Below are 26,857 nucleotides of genomic sequence, written 5' to 3'. Positions count from 1 at the left end.
TGGCGGAACAGGGGCGTGCCGACTCAGGGTACTCCCATGCGCATCCGGCGGGTGGTCAATGTCTATTCATCGGCGGTGTGTTCGTATTCCAGCGCCTGAGGCCTGGGTGATCGGGCGCGACAATCGACCTGAACCCAGCGCTCCAGGCCGTCGTCCTCCAGTGTCAGCGCTGCGTCAGTCAATGGCTGGCCGTCGAGGGTCATCGAGGTGAAGGCCGAACTGCCTTGACGCACATCAAAGTGGTAGAGGGTTTTGCCAAAGCGGTAGTGCAAGATGAAACCCGGCCAGTGAGCGGGCATCAACGGTTCGATTCTGAGCGTATGGCCGCTGCGTAGTACGCCCAGCAATGATTCGACAATCAGCCGGTACATCCAGCCGGCGGAACCGGTGTACCAGGTCCAGCCACCGCGCCCGGCATGGGGGCCGGCGCCGTAGACGTCCGCGGCCATGACATAGGGCTCGACCTTGTAGGTGTCGATTCGAGCGTTGTTGGCCGGCGCGGCAGGGTTGATCAGATTCAGCAGTTCCCACGCTTTGCCGGCTTCACCCAACTGCGCAAACGCCATGCCCGCCCAGACGGCGGCATGGGTGTACTGACCTCCGTTCTCGCGCACGCCAGGCACGTAGCCCTTGATATAGCCCGGGTCCAGGGTGCCCTTGTCGAACGGTGGATCAAACAGCAACACGGCGCGGATGCGACGTTTGATCAGATGCTCATCCAAGGATTGCATGGCCTTGATCTGGCGGTTGGCAGGTCCGGCCCCTGACAGCACTGACCAGCTTTGAGCAATGGAATCGATGCGACATTCTTCATTGCTCGCCGAGCCGAGCACTTGCCCGTCATCGAACCAGGCACGGCGATACCAGGCGCCGTCCCAGGCACTTTGATCGAGGTTGCGTTGCAGTGTCACCGCGCTGTCGCTGCAGCGCCTGGCAAATGCGTGATCACCGTGCAGGCGGGCGGTCACCGCAAATTGCTCCAGCACCTGATAACTGAAGAAGCCCAGCCAGACACTTTCTCCTGCACCCAGATGGCCGACGCGATTCATGCCGTCGTTCCAGTCACCCGAGCCCATCAGCGGCAGCCCGTGATGACCGCGGCGCAGGCTATGTTCGATGGCGCGCACGCAGTGTTGGTAAAGGGATTCTCGCAGGTGCGAAACCCCAGGGAGGTCATAGTAGGACTCTTCGCCAGCCGCCAGTACGCGTCCTTCCAGATACCCGACGGGCTCTTCCAGTACACCCACATCGGCGGTCATTTCGACATAGCGGTTGGTGGCGGCCACCAGCCACAAAAAGTCGTCGGAGCAGGCGGTGCGGACCCCTCGATTCATCGGCGGGTGCCACCAGTGTTGCACGTCGCCTTCCACGTACTGATGGGCGGCGCACAGCAACAGATGCGCTCGCACTGTGGCCGGATCGGTATGGATCATCGCCATACTGTCCTGCAACTGATCGCGAAAACCGATGGCGCCACCCGACTGGTAGTAGCCGCTTCGGGCCTGGAATCGGCAGGCGATGACCTGATACATCAACCAGCCGTTGACCATGACATCGACCGCCGGCTCGCATGTTTCGATATGAATGGCCCCGAGCAATGAGCGCCAGTGTTCCCGTACCTTTTGCAATTCTGCTGCGGCCGCAAGTCTGCCCCGATAGCGTTGCACCAACTGGGTAGCGGCGTTGCTGGACGAGGCCGCCCCAAGGCGCAAGATGACTTCCTTGCTGTCGCCATCGTTGAGATCAACCGACACTTGCAGGGCGGCGCAAGGGTCCATGCCGCCCCCCATGCGCCCAGACAACCCTTCATGTTGCATCGCTGCCGGTGAGGCGAGGCTGCCACTGCGGCCGATGAATTCAGTACGGTCACCGCTGACACCGTGATCGACCGTGTCGGTATCAAAGAAGGCCACCCGCTCGGAAAACTCCACCGAGTAGGCGTTGCGGGCGAAGAAGGCACCGCTGGCGGGATCCGATTGGGTGACCACATGCATCGCCGACTTGCTGCGCAGATCGCCCAGCACCCATTCCACATACCCGGTGACCGACAATGATCGGCTGCGTCCCGAGCGGTTGGTCAATAACAGTCGCGAGAATTTGATCGGCGCATCCAGCGCTACATAGATCCACAGCTCGCTGTAAATGCCGTCCTCTTCATGCTCGAACACGCTATAGCCGAAACCATGGCGGGTCCGGTATGGGCCTTGCCCGGGGCAGGGCTGAGGCGATGCCGACCAGAAGTGCCCGGTCTCTTCATCGCGCAGGTAAATGGCTTCGCCGCTCCGATCGGTGACCGGGTCGTTGTGCCACGGCGTCAGGCGAAATTCATGGGCGTTCTCGGCCCAGGTATACGCGCTGCCGGCTTCCGAGACCACGGTGCCGAGGTGTGCATTGGCAATCACATTGACCCAGGGCGCGGGTGTCGGATTGGCTGCCAGCCCGGTGACAATGTACTCACTGCCATCGTCGCTGAAACCGCCATATCCATTGCCCAGCAGCAGTGAGGGACGGTTCGGTCGTACCGGTGCCGGCCCGGCCTGATAATGCCGGCTCGCAACAAACGGCGCGTGCAACGGCAATCCTTTGCGTCGATGAATCTGTTCCGCGAGACTGCCCAGCTCTTCGCTCAGCACCAGCCTGGCCACCGAAAGGACCAGCACGCGATCTTCTGTCGACATCTGCTGCGCGGGGCGCACAAAAATCCCGCCCGGACGATCCAGCAAAGCGGCTTCACTGCCGGAGGTGATAAGGCCCATGATCACGTCTTGCAGTTGCTGGCGATAACCCGCCTGATCTTCGTTCCAGATCAACAGATCGACCACCAGCCCTTTTTGCCGCCAGTAGGCGTGGGCCTGAATCAACTGCTGCACCAAAGCGATATTGTCCAGGCTCTGGATCTGCAGCAGAACGATAGGCAGGTCGCCGGAAATGGCCTGACCCCAGAGTCCCGGCTGATTGCGTCGATTGGCAATCAGCACTGCATTGTCGGCGCGCATCGAGGCGTTTGCATAAAGCAGCGACGAGGCCATCTGCTCGAACAGACGGGCGTCGGACAACGTGGCATTGAGTTGACGCAAAAGCACCTGGCTATGGGTCCAGGACAGGTCGAACACCCGGTCGGCGAGGTGGCGGTCGCGGTATTTGTTAATGAGATAGAGGCAATCGTCGCGACTGTCGGCGACTCCGGTGACCAGGTCGATGGTTGCCTGTTGGCCGGGTTGCAGGGTAATCCTGCAGCGAATCGCGACCACCGGATCAAGCACCGGGCCTGCACTGCCTGACAAGCGCTGGCAATCGGCATCCAGGGCGGCAGGTGACACCAGGCTGCGCCCTCGGCCGATGAACCGGGCGCGATCGGTTTCGTACGAGATCGCATCAATGTCCACCCCGTGTGCAGCCAGCAAATGGCACATCCACGGCGTCGGCTCATCGTTGGCCCGGGGGCGGCGGCTGCAGACAATGGCCTGGAGCGCCGGCAGTAATTCGGTCTGCACGAACAGCTTGCTGAACGCCGGGTGCATCGCGTCGTTGCCGGGAGAAGTCAGCACGACTTCGGCGTAGGTGGTGATCTCCAGTGTCTTGGCGGATGAGGCTCGGTTGGTGACGTGCAGGCGGCGCAGTTCGATGTCGTCTTCAGGCGAGACAACAATCTCCAGATGCGTGTCGAAATCCAGGTTGCGTGCGCGAAACTCTGCCCGGGAGTCGCAGAAGATCGCCTCGTGGCTCTCGGGTTTATGCAAAGTCGGTTGATGCGCAGCCGACCATACCGTGTTGGTCTGGACATCGCGCAGGTAGCAGAACATCCCCCAATTGTCCTGTGAAGTGTCTTCCTGCCAACGGGTGACGGCCATTTCATTGCGGCGGCTGTAACCACCGCCGCCGCTGGTCAGCATGACGTGGTAGCGACCGTTGGAGAGCAATTGCACGGCTGGACGTTTGCGTCCCGGATCCGAGAACACCCGAAGCCCCGAATCCTGGCCTTGGCCAACATCGCCGAGTGCCGGCGCCTGGGCGGTTTGCAGGTAGGGTGCGGCGGATTTGGGCACCCGCTCCTGCAACAGCAGCAGGGCTGATTGCAGCGCCGGGTCGGACTCGAATCGCCGTTGCATCGGTTGATCGAGCAGTCGGCTGGTCAAGGCCAGCAGGCTCATGCCCTGGTGGTGCGCCATGAACGACCGGACCACGACGAAGGGTTGGCCGCGCGGTAAGCGGGCCTCGGTGTAATCCACTGCTTCATACAGGCCGAAACGCCCCGAAGAGCCTTGCAGGGCAAGGCGTTGCAGGTTTTTGCAGGCCGCATCGGCATCGACCATCAACGCCAGGGCGCTGGCATAAGGCGCTATGACGACGTCATTGCTCAGCCCGCGCTGGAGCCCGAGCGCCTGAACGCCGAAGGCGCGGTATTGATAATTGAAGTGCGCGTCGACGGTGTTGTAACCCGATTCCGAAACGCCCCAGGGAATGCCCAGCCTGTTGCCATGCTCGATTTGCACCGACACGGCGGCGCGGCAAGTCTGGTCCAGCAGGCTGCCTTCATAGTTGGGCATCACCAGCATTGGCATCAGGTATTCAAACATTGACCCCGACCAGGACAGCAACGTCGGTACGCCCGCGTTTTCGCCCAGCAGTCTTCCCAGGGTGAACCAGGCGCGTTGGGGAATCTGTCCTTGGGCGATAACCACGAAATTGGTGAGCCGCACCTCGGATGCCAGCAGGTCGTAATAGCCGGTGTCGAGCCGGCATTCTTCGGCGTTGTAACCGATGACGAACAGGTCACGCTGATTGTCGTAAAGCAACGAGAAATCCATTTGCGCCAATGACGTCGCTAATAAGGCCAGACGTTCCAGGGTCTTCAGGCGCTCCCTGGCGTCGGTGCGGACCTGCTCGATTCGAGGGTGATGGTCGATTGCCCAGTCAGCGCAATTCAGCGCTGCCAGCTGACGCAAGGTGCCAGGCGACTCCATCGTCACCAGGGGGGCAGGGAGGCGATAGCGCTGCAGTTCTTCTGTCCAGTCGATGCATTGACGGGTAAACGCTTCTCGCCAGTAGAGGCTTTCCTCATCGGTGTCCGCTTGCTGGCCTGTGACCATCAGGTGAGCGGTTTGCAGCAGCTCTGCCAACGCGTCAGTGGTCGCCGTTTGCGAGCCTTGTTCAAGGCTTTTTCGCAATTGATTCAGGGCGTTTTCATCCGTCCCTGAAGCGCGTTGGGACTCTATGAGGATATCGAGGGTATCGCGCAGACCCTTGATCACGGCAGGGCTGAACAGCGGGGCGTCTGCAAGCTGCTCGATGCCGGTGCGCAGGGTCAGCAGCAGGCCCGCCAGGTTACCGCTGTCGACTGTGGAGACGTAATGCGGGCGCAGCGGTTCGAGGGTCAGCGTGTCGTACCAGTTGTAGAAGTGCTGCCGATAACGCTCCAGTCCGTCCATGCTGTCCAGCGATGCCGCAAGCCGGGACAGCAGTCGTTCGGTGCTCAAGTACGCGAAATCGCGAGCGGCCAGATGGGCGAGCAAGGACATGCCCATATTGGTCGGCGAGGTCCGATGGGCAACGGCAGGCCGGGGTTGTTCCTGCACGTTGTCCGGTGGCAGCCAGTGATCTTGAGGCCCGACGTATTGATCGAAGAACGCCCAGGTTTTGCGCGCCAGCAACCGCAGGAAACGCAGATCATCTGCCGAGGGGGCAAACACCGACTGCCTGGGCGCCAAACTGAGCCGCCAGGCGATCCAGGGGCCCACCAGCCACGACAACAGCAGCGGACTGGCAATGGCCAGCGTCTGCGGATCGTTCACCAACAGGGCCACCGCGATGAGGGCCGATGCCGGCTCGATCCACATCTGGCGATAGAGGCCGGACAGACGGTTATCGGTCGTGCGCTCCACCTCGCGCGAGGGCTGCCATTGCAACAGCCGGCGTCTGCTAAAGCCGATTCGCCAGAGCGAGCGCAGGATTGCATCGGCGCTGTAGAACATCTCGAAGGGCAGCCAGGCGAGCGTCAGGCATGCCCGGGCCAGGTCCTTCGCAAGATCTCCCAGCAGCGCCCTCAGGTATTGTCCAAAGGGCACATCGGCGGGGGCCTGCATCAGATCGGTCACCGCCCGGAGCAACGGTTGAATCACCATCAACCCGATGACTGTCAGGGTCCAGTTCATGGGCTGACTGCTGGCAAACCAGCCCCATGCAAACATCAACAACAGCGCCAGCGGTTCCAGGCTGCGTCGCAGATTATCCAGAATCTTCCAGCGTGCCATGACGCTCAGCCTGTTGCGCACCCATTTGCCATCGGCGTTGCGCGCCCAGGGTAAAGTCCACGGCAGCAGCTGCCAGTCGCCGCGTATCCAGCGATGCCGGCGATTGACATCGGCACCGTAGCGCGAGGGGTATTGCTCGTAGACCTGCACGTCACTGAGCAGGCCGGATCGTGCATAACACCCTTCGATCAGGTCGTGGCTCAGAATCTGGTTATCCGGCAAGCAGCCTTCCAGTGCGCAGGTGAACGCATCGACATCGTAGATGCCCTTGCCGATAAAGGAACCTTGCTGGAACAGATCCTGGTAAACGTCCGACACCGTCCGGGTGTAAGGATCGACACCGGCATCACTGCCAAACAACCGGGCGTAGATCGAGCGCGTGGCGCTGGTCAGGCCGATGCCGACTCGCGGTTGCAACACCGCGTAGCCGGAAATGATCTGCTCGCCAGCACTGTCGAACAACGGACGATTCAACGGGTGCATCATCGCCGCCACACATTGGCGAGCGACATCGCGCGGCAGCAGGGTGTCTGTGTCCAGCGTGATGACGTAACGCACGCCGCGCAACGGCGTGATGTCGCCGACAATGGCGTTGAAACGGTCCTGTCCATTGCCGCGCAGCAGGGCATTGAGCTCGATCAGCTTGCCGCGTTTGCGCTCGTGGCCCATCCATACGTGTTCGCTCGCGTTCCAGCGCCGTGGCCGATGCAACAGAAAGAATCGGTCGCCGAGTCCATCCGCGTATTTTTCATTGAGCAGGGTGATTGCACGGGACGCCTGTGTGAGCAGTTCGGCGTCTTGTGGCTGAGACTCTTCAGGCGCATCGAGGAAATCGCTGAGCAACGCGAAATACAGGTTGCTGTCGCGGTTGGCGAGAAAGCGCACTTCGAGACCTTCCGCCAGTTCGTCCACATCGGCCAGGCTGGCGATCAGCGTCGGGATCACCACCAGGCTTCGCGCGCCATCGGGAATACCGTTGGCGAAATCCATTTTCGGCAGCGTCGTCGGCAACAGGCTGAACGTCACCAACCAGTTGATCAGGCTGATTGCCAGTCGGCTGGTCATGATCAGGCATGGAATCGCCATCAGCAGAAGCGCCGCATCGGGCATTCCATCGCGCTGTGCAGAAGCCAGCAGGGGCCAGGCGAAGATGAGCGTCAGGAAAGCCACCGGCGCCAGGTAAAACATCAGCGGTGACTGCTGCAACAGCCGTTTCCAGCGCTCATGAAGCGGTACTCGGGCGATGAGCCGTCGCTCCAGGGTCGGCAACCCGGCGCTGATCAGGTAATACCCGACGTGGTGAGCCAGCACTGGGCAGGAGACTGAGGCGGTTCCGGCTGCGGCGAGATTGATCGCGGCGCGGGCGACCTGGATTTCCGAGTGCTGGGGGCTTCGTCGGGCAAGGCGCTCAATGACATGCCGGTAGCTGTCACGGGTTTTGAAATCCATCGCCCGGTAAACCTGCGCCGGGTCTTCGTGGAGAATCTGTTCGACGTGACTCATTGACTCGACGAACTCGCGCCAGTCCGTGGCGGACAAGAGACGCAAGCTGCCGATGCTGTTGCCTATGGACACCTGATCCGCGGCCTGTTGTTGCGCGTCGAGCTGCACCTGGCGTTCGATGCTGGAGCCGGTCTCACCGAGCATTTGCTCGATCCAGTTCAGCGCCAGGGCCAGGGCTGCACTTTGGCCCTGCAGGCGGCGGGTGAATTCGGCGACAAAGGCGGGGGTCATCGGCGGTGCGGAGCGAGCCATGTCGGCAACGGTCAGCACCACGCTCTTGATGTCCTGTTCCGAGGTTTCGATCAAGCGTTCGGCCCAGTCATCGGCCAGATTGCGCTCGTCGGCGTTGGCCATGACCCGCGAGGCCACGCGCCGCAGGTTTTCGATCAGTGCCAGGCGCAACATGATCGGTATCGCCCACAGTTCGCCCAGCGCCAGTGGCATCACGGTCTGATAAGAAAATATGAAGCGGCTCAGACTCTCTTCGTCGACCCGACCGTCGCCATGGGAGATGGTCTCCAGCGCGATGTCATAGACGCGTGGCAGTCCCGCAGACGGGCCGTTGATCAGGCGTGGCAACTCACGGCTGTAGCCTTTGGGCAGGTGCGTCCTGGCGGTGCGGATGTGGTCTTCGACCAGGTAGTAATTGTCCAGCAGCCATTCCGCTGCCGGAGTCACTCGTCGGCTGGACAATTGAGCGCTGGTCAGCGCCGTGCAGCTGCGTTTGAGTAACTGCTCGTTATCATCGAGCCGGTGCAGCATCGAGTCCCGTGCAGACAGCGTGGTCAGGCGATGCTGCCCGGCCAGGGCGATGCCGTGACTGGCCATCTGGTCGGCGCTGAAAAGCTCCGAGCGCAAGATGGGCTCGTATTTGAATCGGGGCTGGGGAAACAGATGAGTCCGCCAAAAGCCGGACGAGCGGGGAAATACCTTCTGTATGCGTGTCCATATGCTGTTCATAAGGTCCCGAGCCTGAAACGCATGATGCGATTGCGTGCATTTTGATAGGTACGCCAACGCATTGCGCCAGCACCGGACAGCACTTGCTGGACGTAGCTTTTCAACTTGAGTGTGGAGACCTGAAGGGCTGTTCGTCTGTTCGCTGGCGCACATAGCAGCCTTCTTAGGAGGCTCGCCGAATGGGCGGCGCAGAGCGCTGCTGGAGGCGGTTGGCAATAGCTGGCGGACCCGGGTAAAGGTCGTTTCCAGGCGCTGGCAGCGTTCAAGCTCGCCGCTTGGGTGCAGCATCAGCACGTCGTCAATGACTTCCCCGCTGTACAAACGTAATCTTGCCGGCTTGCGTACCAATACAAAAACAATCAGGAGTCATCGATGCAACCGATCCGTCTCGGTCTGGTGGGCTACGGCAAGATTGCCCAGGATCAACACGTTCCCGCTATCCACGCCAACCCCGCGTTCCAGTTGGTGTCTGTCGCCACGCAAGGGCAGCCTTGCGCCGGGGTCGAGAACTTCAAGTCCCTGAGCGAACTGCTCGAAAACGGCCCTCAGGTCGATGCGATTGCGTTTTGCACACCGCCGCAGGGACGATTTGCTTTGGTGCAACAAGCGCTGGCTGCAGGCAAACACGTGCTGGTAGAAAAACCACCGTGCGCCACGTTGGGTGAGGCGATGGCGTTGGTGAGCCAGGCCGAAGAACAAGGCGTCAGCGGTTTGTTCGCCTGGCATTCACGCTACGCGCCGGGTATCGAGGCCGCCCGTGATTGGTTGGCCACCCGCACCCTGCAAAGCGTGCAGATCGACTGGAAGGAAGACGTGCGCAAGTGGCACCCCGGCCAGGCCTGGATCTGGCAACCCGGAGGCCTGGGCGTCTTCGATCCGGGCATCAATGCCTTGTCGATCGTCACCCATTTGCTGGCGCTGCCGCTGTTCGTCGAGTCTGCCGAACTGCGAGTCCCCAATAACTGCCAGTCGCCGATTGCCGCTTCGATCAAAATGTCTGACGCGCGTCACCTCGATGTCCGCGCGGAGTTCGATTTCGACCACGGTCATGACGAACTCTGGAGCATCGAAATCCGCAGCACCGAAGGCACCCTGCGCCTGGACAACGGTGGTGCACTCCTGACTATCGACGGCGTGCGCCAGGCCGTCTCGGAGGAGGGCGAGTACGCGGCGGTGTATCGACATTTCCAACAGCTGATTGGCGACAAAGCCAGCGACCTGGACCTCCAGCCGCTGCGGTTGGTGGCCGACAGCTTTTTTGTCGGCAGTCGGGTGTCGGTTGAGCCGTTCTACGACTGACGGCCGCTAAAGTGCGACAGTGACTGGGCGGGGCGAAAGCGGACATTCGCCGCAGCCTCTCTCAGGCAAACGCCTCCTCGATAAATGCCTCCAGCGCCTTGTCTTCCAATATCTCGATGGAGAAGTGCCCGAAGCGCTTGGGCAACCAGATGATGCGGGTCCCTGACGGGGATTGCAGGTTCGCGCGGGCAAGTGGTTTTCCGTTTTCGTCTTCTGGCTGAACACCCGCGGCGATCAAGTCGTCATAGGCCTTCTCGATGTCCGGTGTGGAGTAGCAGTGGCGGTAAATCATGCCTTCGCCCGCGCAATCCAGCAGATCCTTCAGGTTCCCCGCCAACGGCTGCACCAGCATGAAACGCTCCTGCCCGATCAACGCAATCGCGTAGCGCACGTGCAGGCCACCGCGTTCCCAGACCAGCGTTTTAGAGATCCTGGCTTGCAGAATCTGTGCGTAGTAAGCGCAGGCTTCCTCGAGATTCTTGACCAGTACATCGACGTGACTGAACTTCAGCTCCATTGCATTCCTCCTGTTGAAACGATGTCCATGGTAACGACGGCTCCATCAGAGTTCGACGAGTTTTCCTATGGCTGTTTCCTGGTCGAAGAGTTGAACGAAAAGCTGATCGTTAAGTCAGGATAATCAGCTGCACTTTTCCAATAAGAGGATTCCACCATGCACGAATGGACCCTGAATTACCTGTTCAACGGCGAACCCCGCACCTACCTGTTTGAACTGGAACAGCCTCAGTTGCCCGTCCATGAGGCCGCGATGCACTTGCTACAGCTGCATTATGGGGACGCTGAGAACAGCCTGATGATGCCCACCGCAGACGCGACGCCGGCGCAGATTCTGCAACAGGCCGAGCGGGTAGGGCTGACGCAGATCACGGTCGCGGATCAACCCGGTTGATGCCTGAGCACGGCACGGAGGACACGCTGTCCGTATAACCCGACGCCAAGCCCCGACACAATGAGAACGACAGCAACGATTTTGTTGAGGGACAGGCTCTCATTGAAAATCAGGACTGAACCCATCAGGCCGAACACCGGCACCAATAACGACAACGGCGCGACGGTAGACACCGGGTATCGTTTCAGCAGTGAATTCCACACCCAGTAGCCGAACAGGGTATTGGGGTAGACCTGGAACAGGATCGACAGGACGGCACGGTAGTCGAGTTGATTCACCAACGCGCTGTAACCCGTCGAGCCGTTGACCGCGTAATCAAGCGCAAAAAGCGGGATGGGTGAAAACGCACTGGACCACACCAGGAAAGCGAAGACCTGAGTGGTCCTGGCTTTTTTGTTGATCACGTTAGCCGCACTCCAGGCCACCGCACCCAGCAGGACCAGGATCAGCCCGGCGGTCGTCACTGTCCCGTCAACAATCGAGATGATGCTCAGCAGCCACAGGAGGCGATGCCCATGCCCGCCAGTTGGTAGCGGGAAATCCTTTCCTTGAAAATCCATGAGCCCAGCAGGATCGTGAAAAACGCGCTGAACTGAAGCACCAGCGAAGCGATGCCTGCGGAGAGGCCCGACTTGATGCCAAGGTTGACGACGCCCCAGAGTCCGATGCCGAAGACCAGACCATAACCAATGATGTAGCGCCACTGTACGTCGGGTTTCGGAATAAAAAAGATCGCTGGCAGTGCGCAAAGCGTAAAGCGAATGCCGGCAAGAATCAGCGGGTCAACGGTGGTGAGGCCCAGTTTGATCACCGAGAAATTCACGCCCCAAATGGCTGTAATCGTGATGGCGAGCAGCAGGTGTCCGGCTTTCATGCTGATCTTCCTTGAATGGTTGGTGAGAGATGACTCGTAAGAGCCCACAGCGCCAAAGCCGCAGCGCTGATCAACGTGCCCAGCAGGCTCACTGCCGTCCAGCCCCAGAGCGCATAAACCTGGGTCGCGGCTGCCGCGCCCAACGCGCTGCCGACCGAGTAGAAGCACATGTAGGCGCCGACCATGCGACTTTGGGCGTCGGGGCGTGCCGCAAAAATGAAGCTCTGGTTGGTGACGTGTACGGCTTGCACCGCGAAATCGAGCACGACCACGCCGCAGACCAGAGCGACTAAGGACGTCTCGGCAAAAGTAATGGGCAACCAGGAAAGCGTCAGCAGCCCCAGCGAAATGCCGGTCACGCGTTGTCCCCAACCTCTATCGGCCCACTGGCCGGCTCTTCTCGCCGCCAGGGCACCGGCGACGCCGGCCAGGCCAAACATGCCGATGGCGGTGTGTGAAAGCGACAGTGGTGGGGCGCTCAGCGGTAGCACCATGGCGGTCCACAGCACGGAAAACGCAGCGAAGATCAGCAAGGCCAACAAACCCCTGATCCGTAAAACCGGTTCGGTCATGAACAGCTTGAAGAGCGACCCGATGAGCGCTGGGTAGGTGTCCTGATTGCGTGCCGACACGGCGGCAGGCACCGACTTCCATAGCACCACCGCGAGGCTCAGCATCAATCCTGAGGAAACGAAATAAACGGCGCGCCAGCCAGCGATGTCTGCAATCAGTCCAGAGGTAAACCGCGCCAGCAGAATGCCCAGGACAATTCCGCTGGTGATGGTCCCCACTGCCTGCCCACGTTGCGAGGGCGTTGCCAGCGCGGCGGCATAGGCGACAAGCACCTGAACCACCACGGCCAGTAAACCCATCACGATCATGGTGCCCAAAAGCGCCAGCCATTGCTGTGAGGCGCCGACGGCCGCCAGCGTAATGGCAGACAGTATCACTTGGGTCAAAATCAGCCTTTTACGGTTGACCCGGTCGCCCAGCGGTACGATGAACAGCAACCCCAGTGCGTATCCAGCCTGAGTGGCCGTCACCACCACCCCGATCAATCCTGAGCTGACGCCAAGGCTTTCAGCCATTGAAGCGAGCAAGGGTTGGGCAAAGTAGACGTTGGCGACGGCCAGTGCGCAGGTGACCGAAAACAATAACGTGAGCGCCGGAGAAAGCCCCGCAGACTGGTCGGTCCTGGTTTCCCCAGGCGGCAATCCCGAAGGCTGCCTGGTGCTACGTTGGGCGACTGTGTCGGTATCTGCTGTCATGCACGCCTCCATGGCGTTAAACTGGTTTCAAATAAAAACTGGATTCGAATATTGCTGAATCAAGTTTCAAATTGCAACCAGCTTGGTCGGCAGACTTGGCAACCCTTATCCAAAAGGTAAATACGATGGTTGAAGGCATTTCACCGCAGAGCAGCGAATGCCCGGTAGCGAGAACACTGGAGGCCATCGGGGATCGCTGGTCGCTCATGATCATTCGCGACGCTTTTGACGACATTCGCCGCTTCAGTGAATTTCAGAAGAGCTTGGGCGTGGCCAAAAATATTCTGGCTTCGCGCCTGAAAACCTTGGTTGAGGTCGGGGTATTCGACGTTCGACCCGCATCAGATGGAAGCGCCTACAAGGAGTACGTCCTGACGGACAAAGGACGGGAGATCTTTCCGGTGGTGGTCAGCATGAGGCAGTGGGGCGAACGTTACCTGTTCCAGCCCCAGGAGACGCGTTCTGTACTGCTGGACAACGCGTCTGGCCAACCTCTGATGCCGATGGATGTTCGTTCATCAAGTGGGCATAAACTCGGACCCTCTGACTGCCACAGGGTGAGGCTGGTTGACGGCGAATCGTGAGTCACAGCGGAATGGCCTCACCCGTCGATTCGAGCCGTTATCCACTGCCGGCTATACGCAAGCACGCTCCGTGCAATCGCCGTCGGAAAATGAATGAACCCGTGGGGAGAAGACGGCAGCAAGTGCACCTCGACAGGTGCCGATTGCCTCCAGCGCTCGGCGATGTCGAGAGTGTCGTCTCTCAGGGGATCCAGCTCGCCGGCAAACAGCAGCGCCGGCGGGAAATCCGTAAAGTCGCCGTACAGCGGTGATAACGGTGGCTGCCGGCGTTCCTCGTCATTCAGGCCCGGCGTCAGCATGCGAAACGCTTCAACCATGCCAGGACCGTCCAGCAGCAGCGTTTCGGGGGGCGCTGCGCGGACGCTCGGTGTTCCGGTCAAATCATAGACGCCGTAATACAACAGCGCGCCGCGCACCCTTTGCAGCAAGCCGGGCGATTGTTTCAGCGACAGCAACGTTGCCGCCGCAAGATGAGCCCCGGCCGATTCGCCCACGACAATGACGGGCTGATCCGCAAACTCGGTGCAGTCCTTCAGTAACCAGCGAGCGGCAGAAAGGCAGTCTTCCATCAGGCCTTCAATCGGAGTCGATACGGCAAGCCGGTAATCGACCGAGACGACTGCGACGTTGCACGTATTCACCATGGCCACGTTAAAGGCGTCATTCATCTGCGCATTGCCGATCACCCATCCGCCGCCATGGAAATCAAGCACAACGCCCTTTGCTTTGCCTTTCGGCCGGATGATCCGTACGGACACTGGCACGCCGCCGCCCGCACCAATCACCTTTGTTTCAGCCTTGAGCCCATGCTTGAGCAATAGACCCGCGCCGCCGATCTGGCTGGCGCGCAGCAGCGTCTGGATCACCCGAGGCGTGATGCGATTGCGGATGCGAAAGCGCGGCAACCAGGCGAGCTTCTTGTTGAAGTTGCGCACTTGCTCCCACGTCTGCTCGCCAGCAGGCCAAGGTGTTTGAGTAGCGAGTTCGGAATGCTCCATCAGCGGTTATTGCGCAAGATGGAGAAATTCAACGCAGCCGCTACACACAGCCACACCAGGTAAGGAAACAGGATCAGGCCCGTGATCACATCCAGCCGCATTGCCATCACCACCATGGCTGCCACCACCAGCCAGAGCAGCGCCAGGATCACCATGGCGGCGAAAATGCGGTGCGCGCCAAAGAACACCGGAGTCCACAGCGTATTCAGGGCAATCTGCGCCGCCCATAACGCCAGCACCACCTGACTTCCAGGTATCAGGGACAACCGGTACCCGGCCCAGGCCAGCAGCAGATAGATAATCGACCAGGCGACCGGGAACAGCCAATTGGGTGGCGTGAAGCTGGGTTTGACGAGCGATTCGTACCATTGGCCCGGTTTGAAAAGAATGCCTGTACTGGCCGCGGCCGCGCAGGCCAGAAGAAAAATCAGAAAGGTCATCATCAGTCCTTTGGTTGAGGTCAGCGGTGTGGGTTTGCAAAATGCTGTCGGCCGTTCATGCCGTTCATGCCGTTCATGCCGTTATGCGCCCGGTACGCCAGGCACATCCATGTTGATCTTGCGCCAGGCGGCTTCGGACAAGCTGTAGACCGAAAAGGCGATCAAGCCCAAGGCCATCACCATCAAAATCACGCCGCCGGCCGGCAGATTCTGCAGCGCATCGAGCGCCTCCTTCATGCCGGGTGGGTCCATGGCTTTATAGCGGGAGCCACTGATGATCAGCAACAGGGCGATCTCGATAAACACGACGCCACGGGCGATAAGGCCGAACCGAGAGACCGGGCGGACGTAGCGCATCACGTCTTCGTCCGCTTCAAAATATTGTTCGAACGTGGACTTCCAGCCCTTGATGATGTGAGCGATGCCCACGCCGAGAGGGACGAGTGCAACGAGGTACACCAATAGATTCGAGTGTTCCCAGGACAACAGATGCGCCAATAGATCCTTAGTCTGCCCACCGCCCGAATCCCCCGAGTTTCGGATGCCGCTGATCAGCAAGCCCAACGCAAAAAACGCCAGCGCGCCGTTGACCAAACCTCCTGCGAACAATCCTGCCCGGATGACCAGCCCCTTCATATCGTTACCGTGATGATCAACGTCGCGTATGGCCTGCAACACTCGCCAACAGGCAAAAGCAAGCAGACCAGCCACCACCAATCCGACCAATACATAACCGAAAGGCTGGCTTAATACGGCCTCGAGGCTCCTGTGACTGTCCTTCGGTTTAGACGAGTCTTGAGCCGCCAGCAAAGCGAAGATGCCGATGATCAGGTAAAGAACGCCTCGAGCGGCATATCCACCCCGAGCGAGTACAACAAGGCTGTGGTGCGCAGACATGGCAGCTTAATCCAGAGAGGCAATACAGATGCAGACCTTTCGGGGTAGGAGGGGTTCGATTGAAAATCGGGGTGTACAGGCAGGAGACGGCCAAAAGCCCGCAAAAGCGGGCCTTGGTTTTTGCGCGTCAGGTTTACGCCTGGCGGGCTGCTAATGCCGAGTAGCTGTTCATCAGGTTGCGGTAGTTCGGAATGCGCTGGGACAGCAGGTTGCCCAGGCCTTCGATGTCGTTGCGCCAGTCGCCCTGCAACTCGCAGGCTACCGAAAACCAGTTCATCATTTGCGCACCGGCTTGGGTCATGCGGTTCCACGCCGCCTGTTGCACGGTGGTGTTGAAGGTGCCGGAAGAATCCGTGACCACGAACACTTCAAACCCTTCAGCCAGGGCCGACAGCGTCGGGAAGGTCACGCAGACGTCGGTCACCACGCCGGCAATGATCAGCTGTTTGCGACCGGTCGCCTTGATCGCCTTGACGAAGTCTTCGTTGTCCCAGGCGTTGATCTGGCCAGGACGGGCAATGTAAGGCGCGTCCGGAAACATTTCCTTGAGCTCCGGTACCAGTGGGCCGTTGGGACCTTGTTCGAAGCTGGTGGTCAGGACGGTTGGCAGTTCGAAGAACTTGGCCACGTCAGCCAGGGCCAGTACGTTGTTTTTGAACTCGTTGGGCGAGAAGTCCTGCACCAGCGAGATCAGACCGGTCTGGTGGTCGATCATCAACACTACGGCGTCGTCTTTGTTCAGGCGGTTGTAAGTGGCGTTGCTCATGATGAAATCCTTTATCGAGAGGGGTAAGTGGCTTCGTTCAACATGGGCTCAGATTAATGATCTGCAGGAAGGGGAAAAAGAGGGTGAAAACGGTTTGACTGTCAACCAGAAAGGGACAATCGAGGAGAGCAACAGGTGATTGCAGGATGACGTTGGAAAATATGAATTATTCGGGGTGGTGGCACTCAACACCCTGAGAGGTGCTTGCTTCTCGATAGCGGTGATATCCGCTGGGACTTACATTATGACTTCGCTAGAAGACTTCAGAATCCATTCTCATGCACTGCTGATCGAACTGGATGCTGCCACGATGGGCATGATGACGCTGGTGTCATCCCGTTGTGTTTCCGGGCCCGACTGGGACGTTGCGACTAAACGACATCACGATGCTTATGAAGTCTGGAGTGCTTTTCTCAATGGTCCAGCGCCAGCCCTGAGTCCGGATCCTCGTTGAATCCGGCTCGGCCGCCAGTGGTTGACACGTCACTCAATCCGGGATGGCTCACGCGATCAAACGATATCGTCAATCAGGATATGGTGCTGCCCGCGACTGCAGGTTTCTATCCGCGCCTCGACCTTGTAGACGTTACGCAGCATCCGCTCGGTAATCACTTCGTTGCTCGGTCCACTGCCTTGGGTCGTCCCGTTGGCGATCACCAATACCTGGTCGGCAAAGCGCAACGCCTGATTCAGATCGTGGATCGCGATGAACACGATGACCTCGCGTTTTCGAGCCAGTGCCCGCATGAAATTCAGTACTTGCACCTGCCGGTGCATGTCCAGTGCGCTGGTCGGCTCGTCCATCAGCAGGATTTCCGGTTCGCGCACCAGCGTTTGTGCGATGGACACCAGTTGTTGCTGGCCGCCGCTGAGTTCACCGAGGTTGCGAAAAGACAGTTCGGTAATCCCGAGCGCGCCGAGAATCTCATCGACGAGCTTCAATTCATCGTCGTGGACGACCCAGCCCGGTGTCAGTTGTTTACGCGCCAGCAGCACTGATTCGTAGACCGTCAGGCGCGCACTGGCGTTCAGGCCCTGCGGCATGTAGCTGATGCCCTGATGACCCTTTTTCGAGTCCTGCAGAATGACCTGGCCCGGCCCGTCAATCAGCCCGGCCATGCGTTTGAACAAGGTGGATTTGCCCGCTGCGTTCGGCCCGACCACGGCAACCACCTGACCCCCCGTGAAGGCGGCCGTGGTGACGCCTGAAATGATCTCGCGCTGCCCATAACGGGCGCCGAGGTTATCGAGCTGGATCTTCACCATGAGTTTTTCTTCCCGCTGAGAATCAGAGATATGAAGAACGGCACGCCGATCAGTGACGTGACGACGCCGATGGGGAAAATCGCGCCCGGGATCAGGGTTTTGCTGACGACCGAACTGGCGGAAAGTATCAGCGAGCCCGTTAGCAAAGAGGCTGGCAGGAAGAACCGTTGATCCTCGCCAATCAGCATCCGTGCGATGTGCGGACCGACCAGTCCGATAAACCCGATGGTGCCGACAAAGGCCACCGGGAACGAGGCGAGCAGGCTGACCATGATCAGCGTCTGAAAACGCAGACTGCGCACGTTGATCCCGAAACTCGCAGCCTTGTCATCGCCCAGCCGCAGGGCCGTCAATGCCCAGGCGCGCTTGGCAAAGATCGGTAGGGTGATCAGGATGACCAGGCAAATCACACCGAGTTTCGGCCAGGTGGCTTTGGTCAGGCTGCCCATGGTCCAGAACACGACGGCCGCGACGGCTTGTTCGGTGGCAAAAAACTGCACCAGGGCCAACAGCGCATTAAAGGTAAACACCAGGGCAATGCCGAGCAGCACGATGGTCTCGGCGGTGACACCACGGCGCAGGCTCAGGAAGTGGATCAGCAGCGCGGACAGCATGGCCATGATGAACGCATTCACCGGCACCATGTACTGCGCCGCCAGCGGGAACAGCGCCACACCAAAGGCCAGCCCCATGGCGGCGCCGAAACTGGCGGCAGCAGAAATGCCCAGCGTGAACGGACTGGCCAGCGGGTTGTTGAGGATCGTCTGCATCTGTGCGCCCGCCAACGACAACGCGGCACCGACCGCGACGGCCATCAGCGCCACGGGCAGACGGATTTCCCACATCACCACGCGTACTTGCGCTGAAGCGGTGTCCGGCGAAAACAGCGCGCCGAGCACTTCGGTGAGGCTGTAGCTCGCCGGCCCAAGTGCCAGGTCAAGCAGCACGCTGCAAATCAATAACACCAGGAGCCCGCCAAGGATCAGGCGTTTGCGCAGCACCAGTCGACGGTAGGTGTCGCGTTGAACGACCATTGCTTCGTTCAATGAGCTCATTGCTTCACCTCAGGCTTGTCCAGGCTGACGAAGTAGCCGGGCTCGTAAGGCACCGGCAGAAATCGCTCATGCAGTTCGCGCAATGACGCGTCCGGATCGAGATCGGCAAACAGCGTCGGATGAAACCATTTCGCCAGTTGCTGGATGGCCGCGAACTGGTAGGGACTGTTGTAGAACTGGTGCCAGATGGCATGAAAGGACTGGTCGTCCTGAGCCTTGATGCCTGCGTAGGCAGGGCGTTGTGTGTACCACGCCAGTTTGTGCCTGGCTTGGGTCATGTCTGCACCGGGGCCGACGCCGACCCAATGACCGCCGGGTGCAAAGGCTTCCCAGTTGGCACTGGTGACAACCACCTGGTCCGGGTTGGCGACGATGACTTGCTCGGGGTTCAGCTGGCCGAAGGTGGTGGGGATGATGTTTCGGGCAATGTTGTTGCCACCGGCCATGTCGACAAAAAGGCCGAAATTTTCGTTGCCGAAACTCAGGCAGCAATCATCGGTGTAGCCACCGATGCGCTCGATAAACACGCTGGGACGGGAAGGGTGGCGCGCCTCAATCACGTCGGTGACGCGATGGATCTGCTGGTTGCGAAAATCGATAAAGGCTTCGGCGCGCGCTTCCTTGCCGAACAGCTGACCGAACAGGCGCATGGTCGGCTCGGTGTTTTGCATCGGGTTGTTGCGAAAGTCGACGTACACCACGGGAATCCCCAGGGCGTCGAGTTTCTCGATGTAGCGCGCATCTTCGGTGGCGTGCTGCGCTTCGATATTGAGGATGATCACATCGGGTTGCTGCGAGATCGCCTGCTCGATGTCGAAAGTGCCGTCTTCAAACCCGCCGAATGTCGGGATCTTGGCGATGGCGGGAAACTTGCGCAGGTAGGCGCCGTAGGTGTCCGGGTCCGACTGGATCAGGTCCTTGCGCCAACCGACGATGCGTTCAATGGGGTTTTGCGTATCCAGCGCGGCGACCAGGTACAACTGGCGTCCCTCGCCGAGGATGACCCGCCTGACCGGAAGGTGAACCTTGATCTTGCGCCCGAGCAAATCGGTCACCGTGCCCAGCGCGGGATCCGGGTCGGCGGCGAGCGCGTGGCGTGGCGTCAGAGCGCACAGCGACAGGCCCAGCAGTCCTGCGAACAGCAGCGCAGCGAAGGTTTGGGGGCGTCGGAAGAAGGTAACCATGGTTTGTTCCTTTGCAGAAGTCAGGACCGGACAGCGACTCAAGTTGCCGGGCCGGACGTTTCAGAAATCGACGGTGGCCGACAGCAGCAGGGTGCGGGGTGAACCTTGGGAGAACGCTCCGTACGAGGCGACGCCCGACCAATACTCGCGGTCGAACACGTTCTGCACGGTGGCGCGCAATGTGGTCGGGTGTTCCGCAATGCGGGTCGCGAAGCGCGCACCGACATCGAAGCGGGTCCAGGCATCCAGTTCCTGGGTGTTGGCCTGGTTCACGTACTGGCTGGCGGTGTAGATCGCGCCACTGGTCAGCGTCAGGCCCTCGACCCACGGCGTGTCCCATTCGGCCCAGAGGTTGGCCTGAACGTCAGGGACACCGACCGGTTTATTGCCACGGTTGGCGGCAACGCCGGACTTGGTCAGTTCGCCATCGAGGAGGGTCACGCCACCGAGCAGGCGGGTGCCTGGGGCGATCTCGCCAAACACATTGAGCTCCACACCGCGATTGCGTTGCTCGCCTTGTACCGAGAACACGCCAGAGGCCAATTCGCCGCTGGGTTTCTTGATCTGGAACAGGGCGAGTGTGGACATGAAGGTGCCGTAGTCGACCTTGACCCCGACTTCCTGTTGCCGGGAGATGTAAGGTGAAAAAATCTCCCCCGCATTCGAGGCCGCGGATGGCGCAGTGTCACCCTTGCTCAAGCCTTCGATGTAGTTGTAGTAGAACGACACGTGGTCCCAGGGTTTGGCGACGACGCCGAACAACGGCGTGGTAGCGCTTTTGTCGTAGGAGGTGGTGACCGTCCCGGCCGCATTGAAGTTATCGGATTTGATGTTCTGTTTGCGCAAGCCGACGGTGACTTGAAAACGCTCGTCCAGCACCGACAGGGTGTCGGCCAGGGCCACGCCTGACAGTTCGCTCTCGGAGATTTTCGGCGTATCCGGTTTGGCAATAGAGGGTTCTGGACGGTCGGCCGGGTGGTAGATATTCGACAGTAGTACCGGGCCGGAAATGATGCCTCGGGACAACTCATCGCGATAACGGGTGACTTGCAGGGCGGTGCTGTGACTGACCGGCCCGGTGTCGAAGCGCAGGCGGGCACCGGCGTCGATCGTGTAGCGCTGGACTTCGAATTTGTAGTAGCCGGGGATCGAAGAGGTGTCGCCGGCCGCGTTGATGATCGTCGGAGTCTGATCGGACATCCGCGCTACCTCCGATTTGCCGCCACCGGCGTGAGCAAATACGGTCAGGGCATCGTCAAGGTCGTATTCGCCGCCGAACAACGCCGACTGGTCACGGGTTTCGGACCAACCCCAGTCCTGGCTCACGCTGGTACGACCGTTGGCCGCAGAGGGAATCGGTACGCCGGGAGCGATGAGAAACGGTCGGGACGCGGCGTCAAATTGTTCTTTCTGGCTGATCAGGTCCAAGGTAGTCCGCAGGCGATCACCCGCATAGTCCAGGGAGATGGCGCCGATGTCGATGTCCCGGGTTTGCTTGTCGATGGCCGTGTCGCCTTGCTGCACACTGCCGTTGATCCGAACACCGAACCGGCGTTCCTCACCGAACCGTCGACTGACGTCGAGGTGGCCGCCGAGCTGCGAATCCATGGCGTAACTGGCGGTGAACCGGGTCAAATCCTCGTCAAGAGAACGCTTGGGCACGACGTTGATCACGCCGCCAACGGCGCTGTTGGGTGACATGCCATAGAGCAGGGCACCAGGACCTTTCACCACTTCGATGCGTTCGACGTACTCGGTGAACACCCGGTAGTTGGAGGCCACACCGTAAACCCCGTCGAACGCCAGTTCACCGAGATTGCCTTCACCGACCGGAAATCCACGGATGAAGAACGAATCGACTATGCCTCCGGTCTGTCCCGTGGAACGCACCGAGGAGTCACGCTCCAGCACATCGCCCACGGTGACCGCCTGCTGATCCTTGATCAACGTCGAGGTGTAGTTGCTGACGCTGAAGGGTGCGTCCATTACATCGGTATTGCCCAGCATGCCGAGGCGCCCGCCGCTGGCGACCTGGCCTCCCGGATACACCGGGGGCAAGCCTTGGGTACGTCGGTCGGTGCCATTGATCGCCGTTTCTTCCAGGGTCAACTGGCGTACCACCAGGGTGTAGCTGCCGTCGTCGCGTAAAACCATTTCCAGGCCACTTCCGGCCAGCAGCCGTGTAGTCGCCTCCTGTGTGGAGTAAGTACCGGACAGCCCCGGACTGACCAGGCCTTCGGTGATCGAGGGCTGGAACGACAAGGCAATGTCGGCATCCACGGCAAAACTCGACAGGGTTGCGCCAAGCGGTCCGGGAGCAATGTTGTAGGCGCGGACAACCGTGGAGTCCTGTTGCGACGGTACGGCGGCCAAGACAAGCGGGCACGCGGCACCGGCCAAGGCAAGGCTGAGCAACACACTGCGAATCACTGGCTTGAGCAGACGGTCCGGCCGTGAGGGCCGCGCAACGAGCATGAATGGATGACCTATGGACGAGGTGAAAAGGTTGTTCCTGTCCTTGCCAGTTGAGATCAAAAAAAGTATCACCCTTGCGGCAACTTTTTTGGCACGAGGTCAGGCGGGAGAGAGCGTCACCCAGTAACCGCTCAAGTGACCGGTGACGAGTACCGGGTAGGTTTGCACCAGCATGTTCAGCGTGCGCTGGGTATCGCTGATCGGAAAGGCGCCGGAAATGCGCAGCTCGGCAATGGTCGGATCACACCGCACGAAGCCTCTGCGATAACGCGCCAGCTCGGCGACGAAATCCGCAAGACGCATCTTGTCGGCCATGAGCATGCCTTGGGTCCAGGCCCCGACGTAGCGGTCTGTCGGGGTCACCTGGCCAAACGTGCGGGATGAAAAATCGGTGCGTTGTCCGGCGTTGATGATCAGCGGGACTGCTTGACTGCTATCTGACAATTCGACCCTCACCGCGCCGTCCAGTACAGCAAGATGGGTGCGGGGCTGCAGTTCGCGAACCGTAAATCGCGTGCCCAATGCCTGCATTCGGCCCTGGCGTGTGCTGACCAGGAAGGGGCGTGCCAGCGGCGAAGTATCGGGGGCGGTCTGCACCAGTATTTCCCCTTCGCGCACGTTGATGAGCCGCTGATTGGCGTCGAAGATCACATCGATGGCGGTGTCGGTATTCAGGGTGATATTCGACCCGTCGGCGAGGGTCAATTCGCGTCGCTGACCCACGGCCGTCCGGTAATCGGCGGACCATTGCTGTGATTCCACCAGTTTCCAGCTGCCCCAACCGGCAGGCAGAACGGCCAGGAGCATCGCCAGTTTGCCCAGGGCGACGCGACGTTCGGGATTGCTCGGGCGATCCAGTGCCGACATCGCCAGGGACGATGGCAGCCCGCCGAGCTTGCTCTGCAGCAACTGCGCGCGCGACCACGCACGATTACGTTCGGGCGTGCTGGCCTTCCAGCCTTCCCATTCGGCATGCTCGGCGTCGCTGAGCTCGCTTTCACTCAAGCGCATCAGCCATTCGGCTGCTTCTTCAAGCACCTTGGGGTCGAGCTGCGGGTCATTGCGCCGAGTGAGCATTTATTCCACCAGCATCAGGCACTGCACGAAGGCTTGCTTCATGTAGCGCTTGACGGTGATCAGCGAGACGTTCAACTGCTCGGCAATGTCGTCGTATTTCAGGCCGCCGATCTGCGACAGCAAAAATGCGCGTTTGACCAGCGGGGGAAGGGTGTCGAGCATCGCGTCGATCTCGTGCAGGGTCTCCAGCACGATGAAGCGCAATTCCGGCGAAGGCACTTCGGGCGCGGGCAGGTGCGCGAGGGCATCAAGGTAGGCGCGTTCAAGTGCCTTGCGCTGATACCAATTGACCAGAATGCCCTTGGCCACGCAGCTCAGGTAGGCCCGGGGTTGCTCGATGACCGTGACTTGGGAGGCCAGTATGCGAGTGAAGGTGTCCTGCGCCAGATCCGCCGCATCCATGGCGTTACCCAGTTTTTTTCGCAGCGTGGCGTACAGCCAGCCGTGATGGCCGCTGTACAGGGCTTCGATCGCGCGCAGATGATTGCTGTTATTCGCGGGAAGGGTATCGCTCATGGCGGCGGCTTTTTTGCAATTGAGAAGTATTCACAATGCTAAGTGACAAAGACGCTCCGACGCAAGGGCGATTCTGCATCCCGTTTTCAGATTCGCGGCATGCGCATCAGCGCTTCAATCAGGGCGTCGATTTCGCCTTCGGTGTTGTAAGCGTGGACCGAAGCGCGGCTGACTTCCTGCAAACCTCGTTGCTGCATGTCGAGCAGGGTTGAGCGGAATGTCGAGGTGGAGACGTTGATCCGTTTATCTTGTCCCGCAAGCCATTGCTGTAAGTGTGCGGCGCTGCTGTCCTGGCGCGTGAACGTCACGATCCCGGACGTGAGGGCACCTCTGTCGCGAAGTGTGACGCCAGGGACTTCGGCCAGTCGATGCCGCAAGTGGTTCGCCAGTTGCTGAATGCGCTGCCACATCGGCTCGATGCCTTGTGCCAGTGCGTATTCAACCGCTGCCCCCAGGCCCAGTTTCGCGGCCACGTTGCATTCCCAGTTTTCGAAGCGGCGGCCATCGTCACGGATCTTGAAGGTGTCTGGCGTCAGCAACGATGCGGCATGCAGGTCGAGAAACACCGGTTCAAGGTTTTGGCACAGCGACTTTTCAACGTATAGAAAGCCCATGCCCCTGGGCCCCCGAAGGTATTTTCGGCTGGTCGCGGCGAGGAGGTGACAGCCGATTTTGCGCACATCGATCGGCATTTGCCCGACACCCTGGCAGGCATCGAGCAAAAATAGCACGCCGGCATCCCGGGCCAGCGCACCGATCTGCTCGATGGGCTGAACCGGTCCGCCGTTGGTCGCGATCACCGGCAGAGACACCAACGCGACGCGCTCATCGCCCAGCATGTCCTGCAAGGCGCCAAGTGAAACCTGGCCCTGTTCATCGTTGGGAATGACCCGGATTTCAATGCCGCGTTGCTGTTTCAGCTGCAGATAAGGAATGAAGTTGCCGGCGTATTCGGTGGTGGAGGTCAGCACCACGTCACCGGGTTGCAGCGGCAATGAATAAAAGGCCATGTCCCAGGCGCGGGTCGCGTTTTCGATGACGGCGATTTCGTCGGGGTCAGCATTGATCAGGCGGCCGATGGCACCGTAGACATTCTCCAGTTCAGCCGCACGTTGCCCGGCCGCCTCGTAGCCACCGAGTCTGGCTTCGAATTGAAGGTGGCGGGTCATGACATCGATCACCGGGTCGGGCATCAAGGCCGCGCCGGCATTGTTAAAGTGAATCAGCTGCTCGACACCGGGGGTGTCGGCACGCAGTTGTGCAATGTTCAACGCAAGACTCCTAGATCAGTCGCCGGGTGGGGCTTGGCTCGTTTGCATGACCACCGGCCAGTAACGCAGGGCGATGATGGGAATCAGCGCGACGACATAGGCCAGACACACAAACAGGTAGGTGTACTGCAAGCCATAGACCTGGCTGAGCAAACCACCGGCCGAGATCCCCGCAATCGAGGCGAATTGCGCGGTGCTCTGCGCAATCCCCAGCACATAGCCCTGTTGTGAGCTGTCGGCCGTTTTCGAGATCAGGGCCATCAGCACTGGTGTGGTGGCGCCCAGCAGTACGCCCCATATGAAGTAGGCAATGACAAACACGGCGGGGCTGCGTGTGACACCAGCGACCGCGGTCAGGACCACGCAGCCGATGACAATGTAGGTGATGCGGTGCAGGGTTTCCTGTTGGGTGCGGTGCTCGAAGTAGCGCGACCACGCGGTGGCCGAGAGGATGAAACCCAGTGCCAGCAAGCCGTAACACAAGCCGACGACCGAGTTGCTGACCTCGAACACCGAGCTGACATACAGCGAGAAGGAGGTCTGCGGCAGCATCCGCGCCAACAGCAGAATGCCCATGACGCCCAGCAGCGACAACAGGGGCGAACCTTGCCAGACGCTGCCTGAGCGCCTGACCGGAGTCGCCGTGTCCACGACCGGCGTTTTCTTTACGGGCGGAACATCCGGCAACGTCACGGCCGCCACCACGGTGCAAATGGCGCACAGGACCGAAGCGATGATGTTGATCCAGAAGAAGGTCGCGTAATCGAGGATGAGGCCACCGACGACGGCGCCGAGCAACGAGCCGACGTTGGTCGATATCTGCAGGATCGCAAACAGTCGCGCCCGCCGCGAGGGTGCTTCGATGCTGACACCGTAAGCCTGTGCCGGGGCGATGTACCCGGCGAAAGCGCCTTGCAGGAAGCGCAGGATCAGGATCACCCAGATGTCGCTGAACAGGACCAGGCCAAGCTGGGTCAATGACAAACCGGCGAGGGCGCGGATCATCATCAGCTTGTGGCCGTAGCGATCGCCGATACGGCCCCAGAAGGCGCTGGTCAGGATAATCCCCAGCATCGGACCGACGTAGACGGCGATGCTGGCGAAGCTGAATACCGATTCCGAAGCGGTCAGCCCACGCAGGTGGACGGGCCAGAACGGCCCGCTCATTTCCATCGCGCCCATGGAGATGAGCTGGATCGCGAACAGAAGATAAATCAGGATTCTTACTCGCGAACCCTGGATGGGACCAGCATGGGACATGAG

General features: G+C 60.2%; 18 protein-coding genes and 1 pseudogene. 3 read left to right on the top strand and 16 right to left on the bottom strand.

Features of this window, described 5'->3' with window-relative positions:
- Positions 1-62: 62 nt before the first annotated feature.
- Positions 63-8,714: a GH36-type glycosyl hydrolase domain-containing protein gene (locus ACA060_RS16345; RefSeq protein ID WP_497311796.1), complete on the bottom strand. Its 8,652-nt coding sequence runs from the start codon at positions 8,712-8,714 to the stop codon at positions 63-65.
- A gap of 372 nt (positions 8,715-9,086) precedes the next feature.
- On the opposite strand from ACA060_RS16345, the gene ACA060_RS16340 reads away from it, so the two are divergent.
- A complete protein-coding gene (locus tag ACA060_RS16340; protein WP_109632348.1) occupies positions 9,087-10,013 on the top strand; it encodes a Gfo/Idh/MocA family protein in 927 nt (308 codons plus the stop codon).
- Between the two features lie 61 nt (positions 10,014-10,074).
- Here the strand turns inward: ACA060_RS16340 and ACA060_RS16335 are convergent, their stop codons facing one another.
- Positions 10,075-10,530 carry a VOC family protein gene (locus ACA060_RS16335; RefSeq protein ID WP_109632346.1) on the bottom strand — a complete coding sequence of 152 codons (456 nt, stop codon included), beginning with the start codon at positions 10,528-10,530 and terminating at the stop codon, positions 10,075-10,077.
- Between the two features lie 156 nt (positions 10,531-10,686).
- Between ACA060_RS16335 and ACA060_RS16330 the strand changes: the two genes are divergently transcribed.
- Complete coding sequence (locus tag ACA060_RS16330; protein ID WP_109632345.1) at positions 10,687-10,923, top strand: hypothetical protein; 237 nt, start codon at positions 10,687-10,689, stop codon at positions 10,921-10,923.
- Here ACA060_RS16330 and ACA060_RS16325 read toward each other — a convergent pair.
- Positions 10,911-11,797 (bottom strand): annotated as a pseudogene (locus ACA060_RS16325) (EamA family transporter). The gene ACA060_RS16330 and the pseudogene ACA060_RS16325 sit on opposite strands and share 13 nt — an antisense overlap.
- Complete coding sequence (locus ACA060_RS16320; RefSeq protein ID WP_497311795.1) at positions 11,794-13,065, bottom strand: MFS transporter; 1,272 nt, start codon at positions 13,063-13,065, stop codon at positions 11,794-11,796. The pseudogene ACA060_RS16325 and the gene ACA060_RS16320 overlap by 4 nt, the downstream one beginning before the upstream one ends.
- A 125-nt stretch (positions 13,066-13,190) precedes the next feature.
- Between ACA060_RS16320 and ACA060_RS16315 the strand changes: the two genes are divergently transcribed.
- Positions 13,191-13,649: a winged helix-turn-helix transcriptional regulator gene (locus tag ACA060_RS16315; protein WP_109632341.1), complete on the top strand. Its 459-nt coding sequence runs from the start codon at positions 13,191-13,193 to the stop codon at positions 13,647-13,649.
- A gap of 17 nt (positions 13,650-13,666) precedes the next feature.
- Here the strand turns inward: ACA060_RS16315 and ACA060_RS16310 are convergent, their stop codons facing one another.
- From ACA060_RS16310 to ACA060_RS16255, 12 genes are all read right to left on the bottom strand, one after another.
- Positions 13,667-14,647 (bottom strand): alpha/beta hydrolase, encoded by a 981-nt coding sequence (locus ACA060_RS16310; protein WP_497311794.1) that lies wholly within the window; start codon positions 14,645-14,647, stop codon positions 13,667-13,669.
- Complete coding sequence (gene tspO, locus ACA060_RS16305) at positions 14,647-15,087, bottom strand: tryptophan-rich sensory protein TspO (RefSeq protein ID WP_109632338.1); 441 nt, start codon at positions 15,085-15,087, stop codon at positions 14,647-14,649. The genes ACA060_RS16310 and tspO overlap by 1 nt, the downstream gene beginning before the upstream one ends.
- 81 nt (positions 15,088-15,168) lie before the next feature.
- A complete protein-coding gene (locus tag ACA060_RS16300) occupies positions 15,169-15,984 on the bottom strand; it encodes a DUF1206 domain-containing protein (protein ID WP_497311793.1) in 816 nt (271 codons plus the stop codon).
- A gap of 133 nt (positions 15,985-16,117) precedes the next feature.
- Positions 16,118-16,750 (bottom strand): isochorismate family cysteine hydrolase YcaC, encoded by a 633-nt coding sequence (ycaC, locus tag ACA060_RS16295; protein ID WP_105348963.1) that lies wholly within the window; start codon positions 16,748-16,750, stop codon positions 16,118-16,120.
- 510 nt (positions 16,751-17,260) lie between these two features.
- Entirely contained in the window at positions 17,261-18,016 is a 756-nt protein-coding gene (locus ACA060_RS16290) for an ABC transporter ATP-binding protein (RefSeq protein ID WP_109632334.1), read from the bottom strand.
- Positions 18,010-19,071, bottom strand: coding sequence for a FecCD family ABC transporter permease (locus tag ACA060_RS16285; RefSeq protein WP_109632332.1), 1,062 nt, complete (start codon positions 19,069-19,071; stop codon positions 18,010-18,012). Before ACA060_RS16285 ends, ACA060_RS16290 begins: the two co-directional genes overlap by 7 nt.
- A complete protein-coding gene (locus ACA060_RS16280; protein WP_497311792.1) occupies positions 19,068-20,255 on the bottom strand; it encodes an ABC transporter substrate-binding protein in 1,188 nt (395 codons plus the stop codon). The genes ACA060_RS16285 and ACA060_RS16280 overlap by 4 nt, the downstream gene beginning before the upstream one ends.
- Before the next feature lie 60 nt (positions 20,256-20,315).
- The gene (locus ACA060_RS16275; RefSeq protein WP_497311791.1) at positions 20,316-22,730 is read right to left on the bottom strand and encodes a TonB-dependent siderophore receptor; all 2,415 of its coding nucleotides are present in this window, start codon (positions 22,728-22,730) and stop codon (positions 20,316-20,318) included.
- A gap of 99 nt (positions 22,731-22,829) precedes the next feature.
- Positions 22,830-23,807, bottom strand: a complete 978-nt coding sequence (locus ACA060_RS16270) for a FecR domain-containing protein (protein WP_497311790.1) — start codon at positions 23,805-23,807, stop codon at positions 22,830-22,832.
- Positions 23,808-24,323 carry a sigma-70 family RNA polymerase sigma factor gene (locus tag ACA060_RS16265; RefSeq protein ID WP_109632323.1) on the bottom strand — a complete coding sequence of 172 codons (516 nt, stop codon included), beginning with the start codon at positions 24,321-24,323 and terminating at the stop codon, positions 23,808-23,810.
- A gap of 86 nt (positions 24,324-24,409) precedes the next feature.
- Positions 24,410-25,594 carry an aminotransferase class V-fold PLP-dependent enzyme gene (locus tag ACA060_RS16260; protein WP_497311789.1) on the bottom strand — a complete coding sequence of 395 codons (1,185 nt, stop codon included), beginning with the start codon at positions 25,592-25,594 and terminating at the stop codon, positions 24,410-24,412.
- A gap of 15 nt (positions 25,595-25,609) precedes the next feature.
- The gene (locus ACA060_RS16255; RefSeq protein WP_497311788.1) at positions 25,610-26,854 is read right to left on the bottom strand and encodes an MFS transporter; all 1,245 of its coding nucleotides are present in this window, start codon (positions 26,852-26,854) and stop codon (positions 25,610-25,612) included.
- Positions 26,855-26,857: the final 3 nt, after the last annotated feature.

The organism is Pseudomonas sp. LBUM1671 (assembly GCF_059695685.1).
The sequence above is the reverse complement of the archived record's forward strand: the minus strand, read 5'-3'. Positions and strand labels throughout refer to the sequence as shown.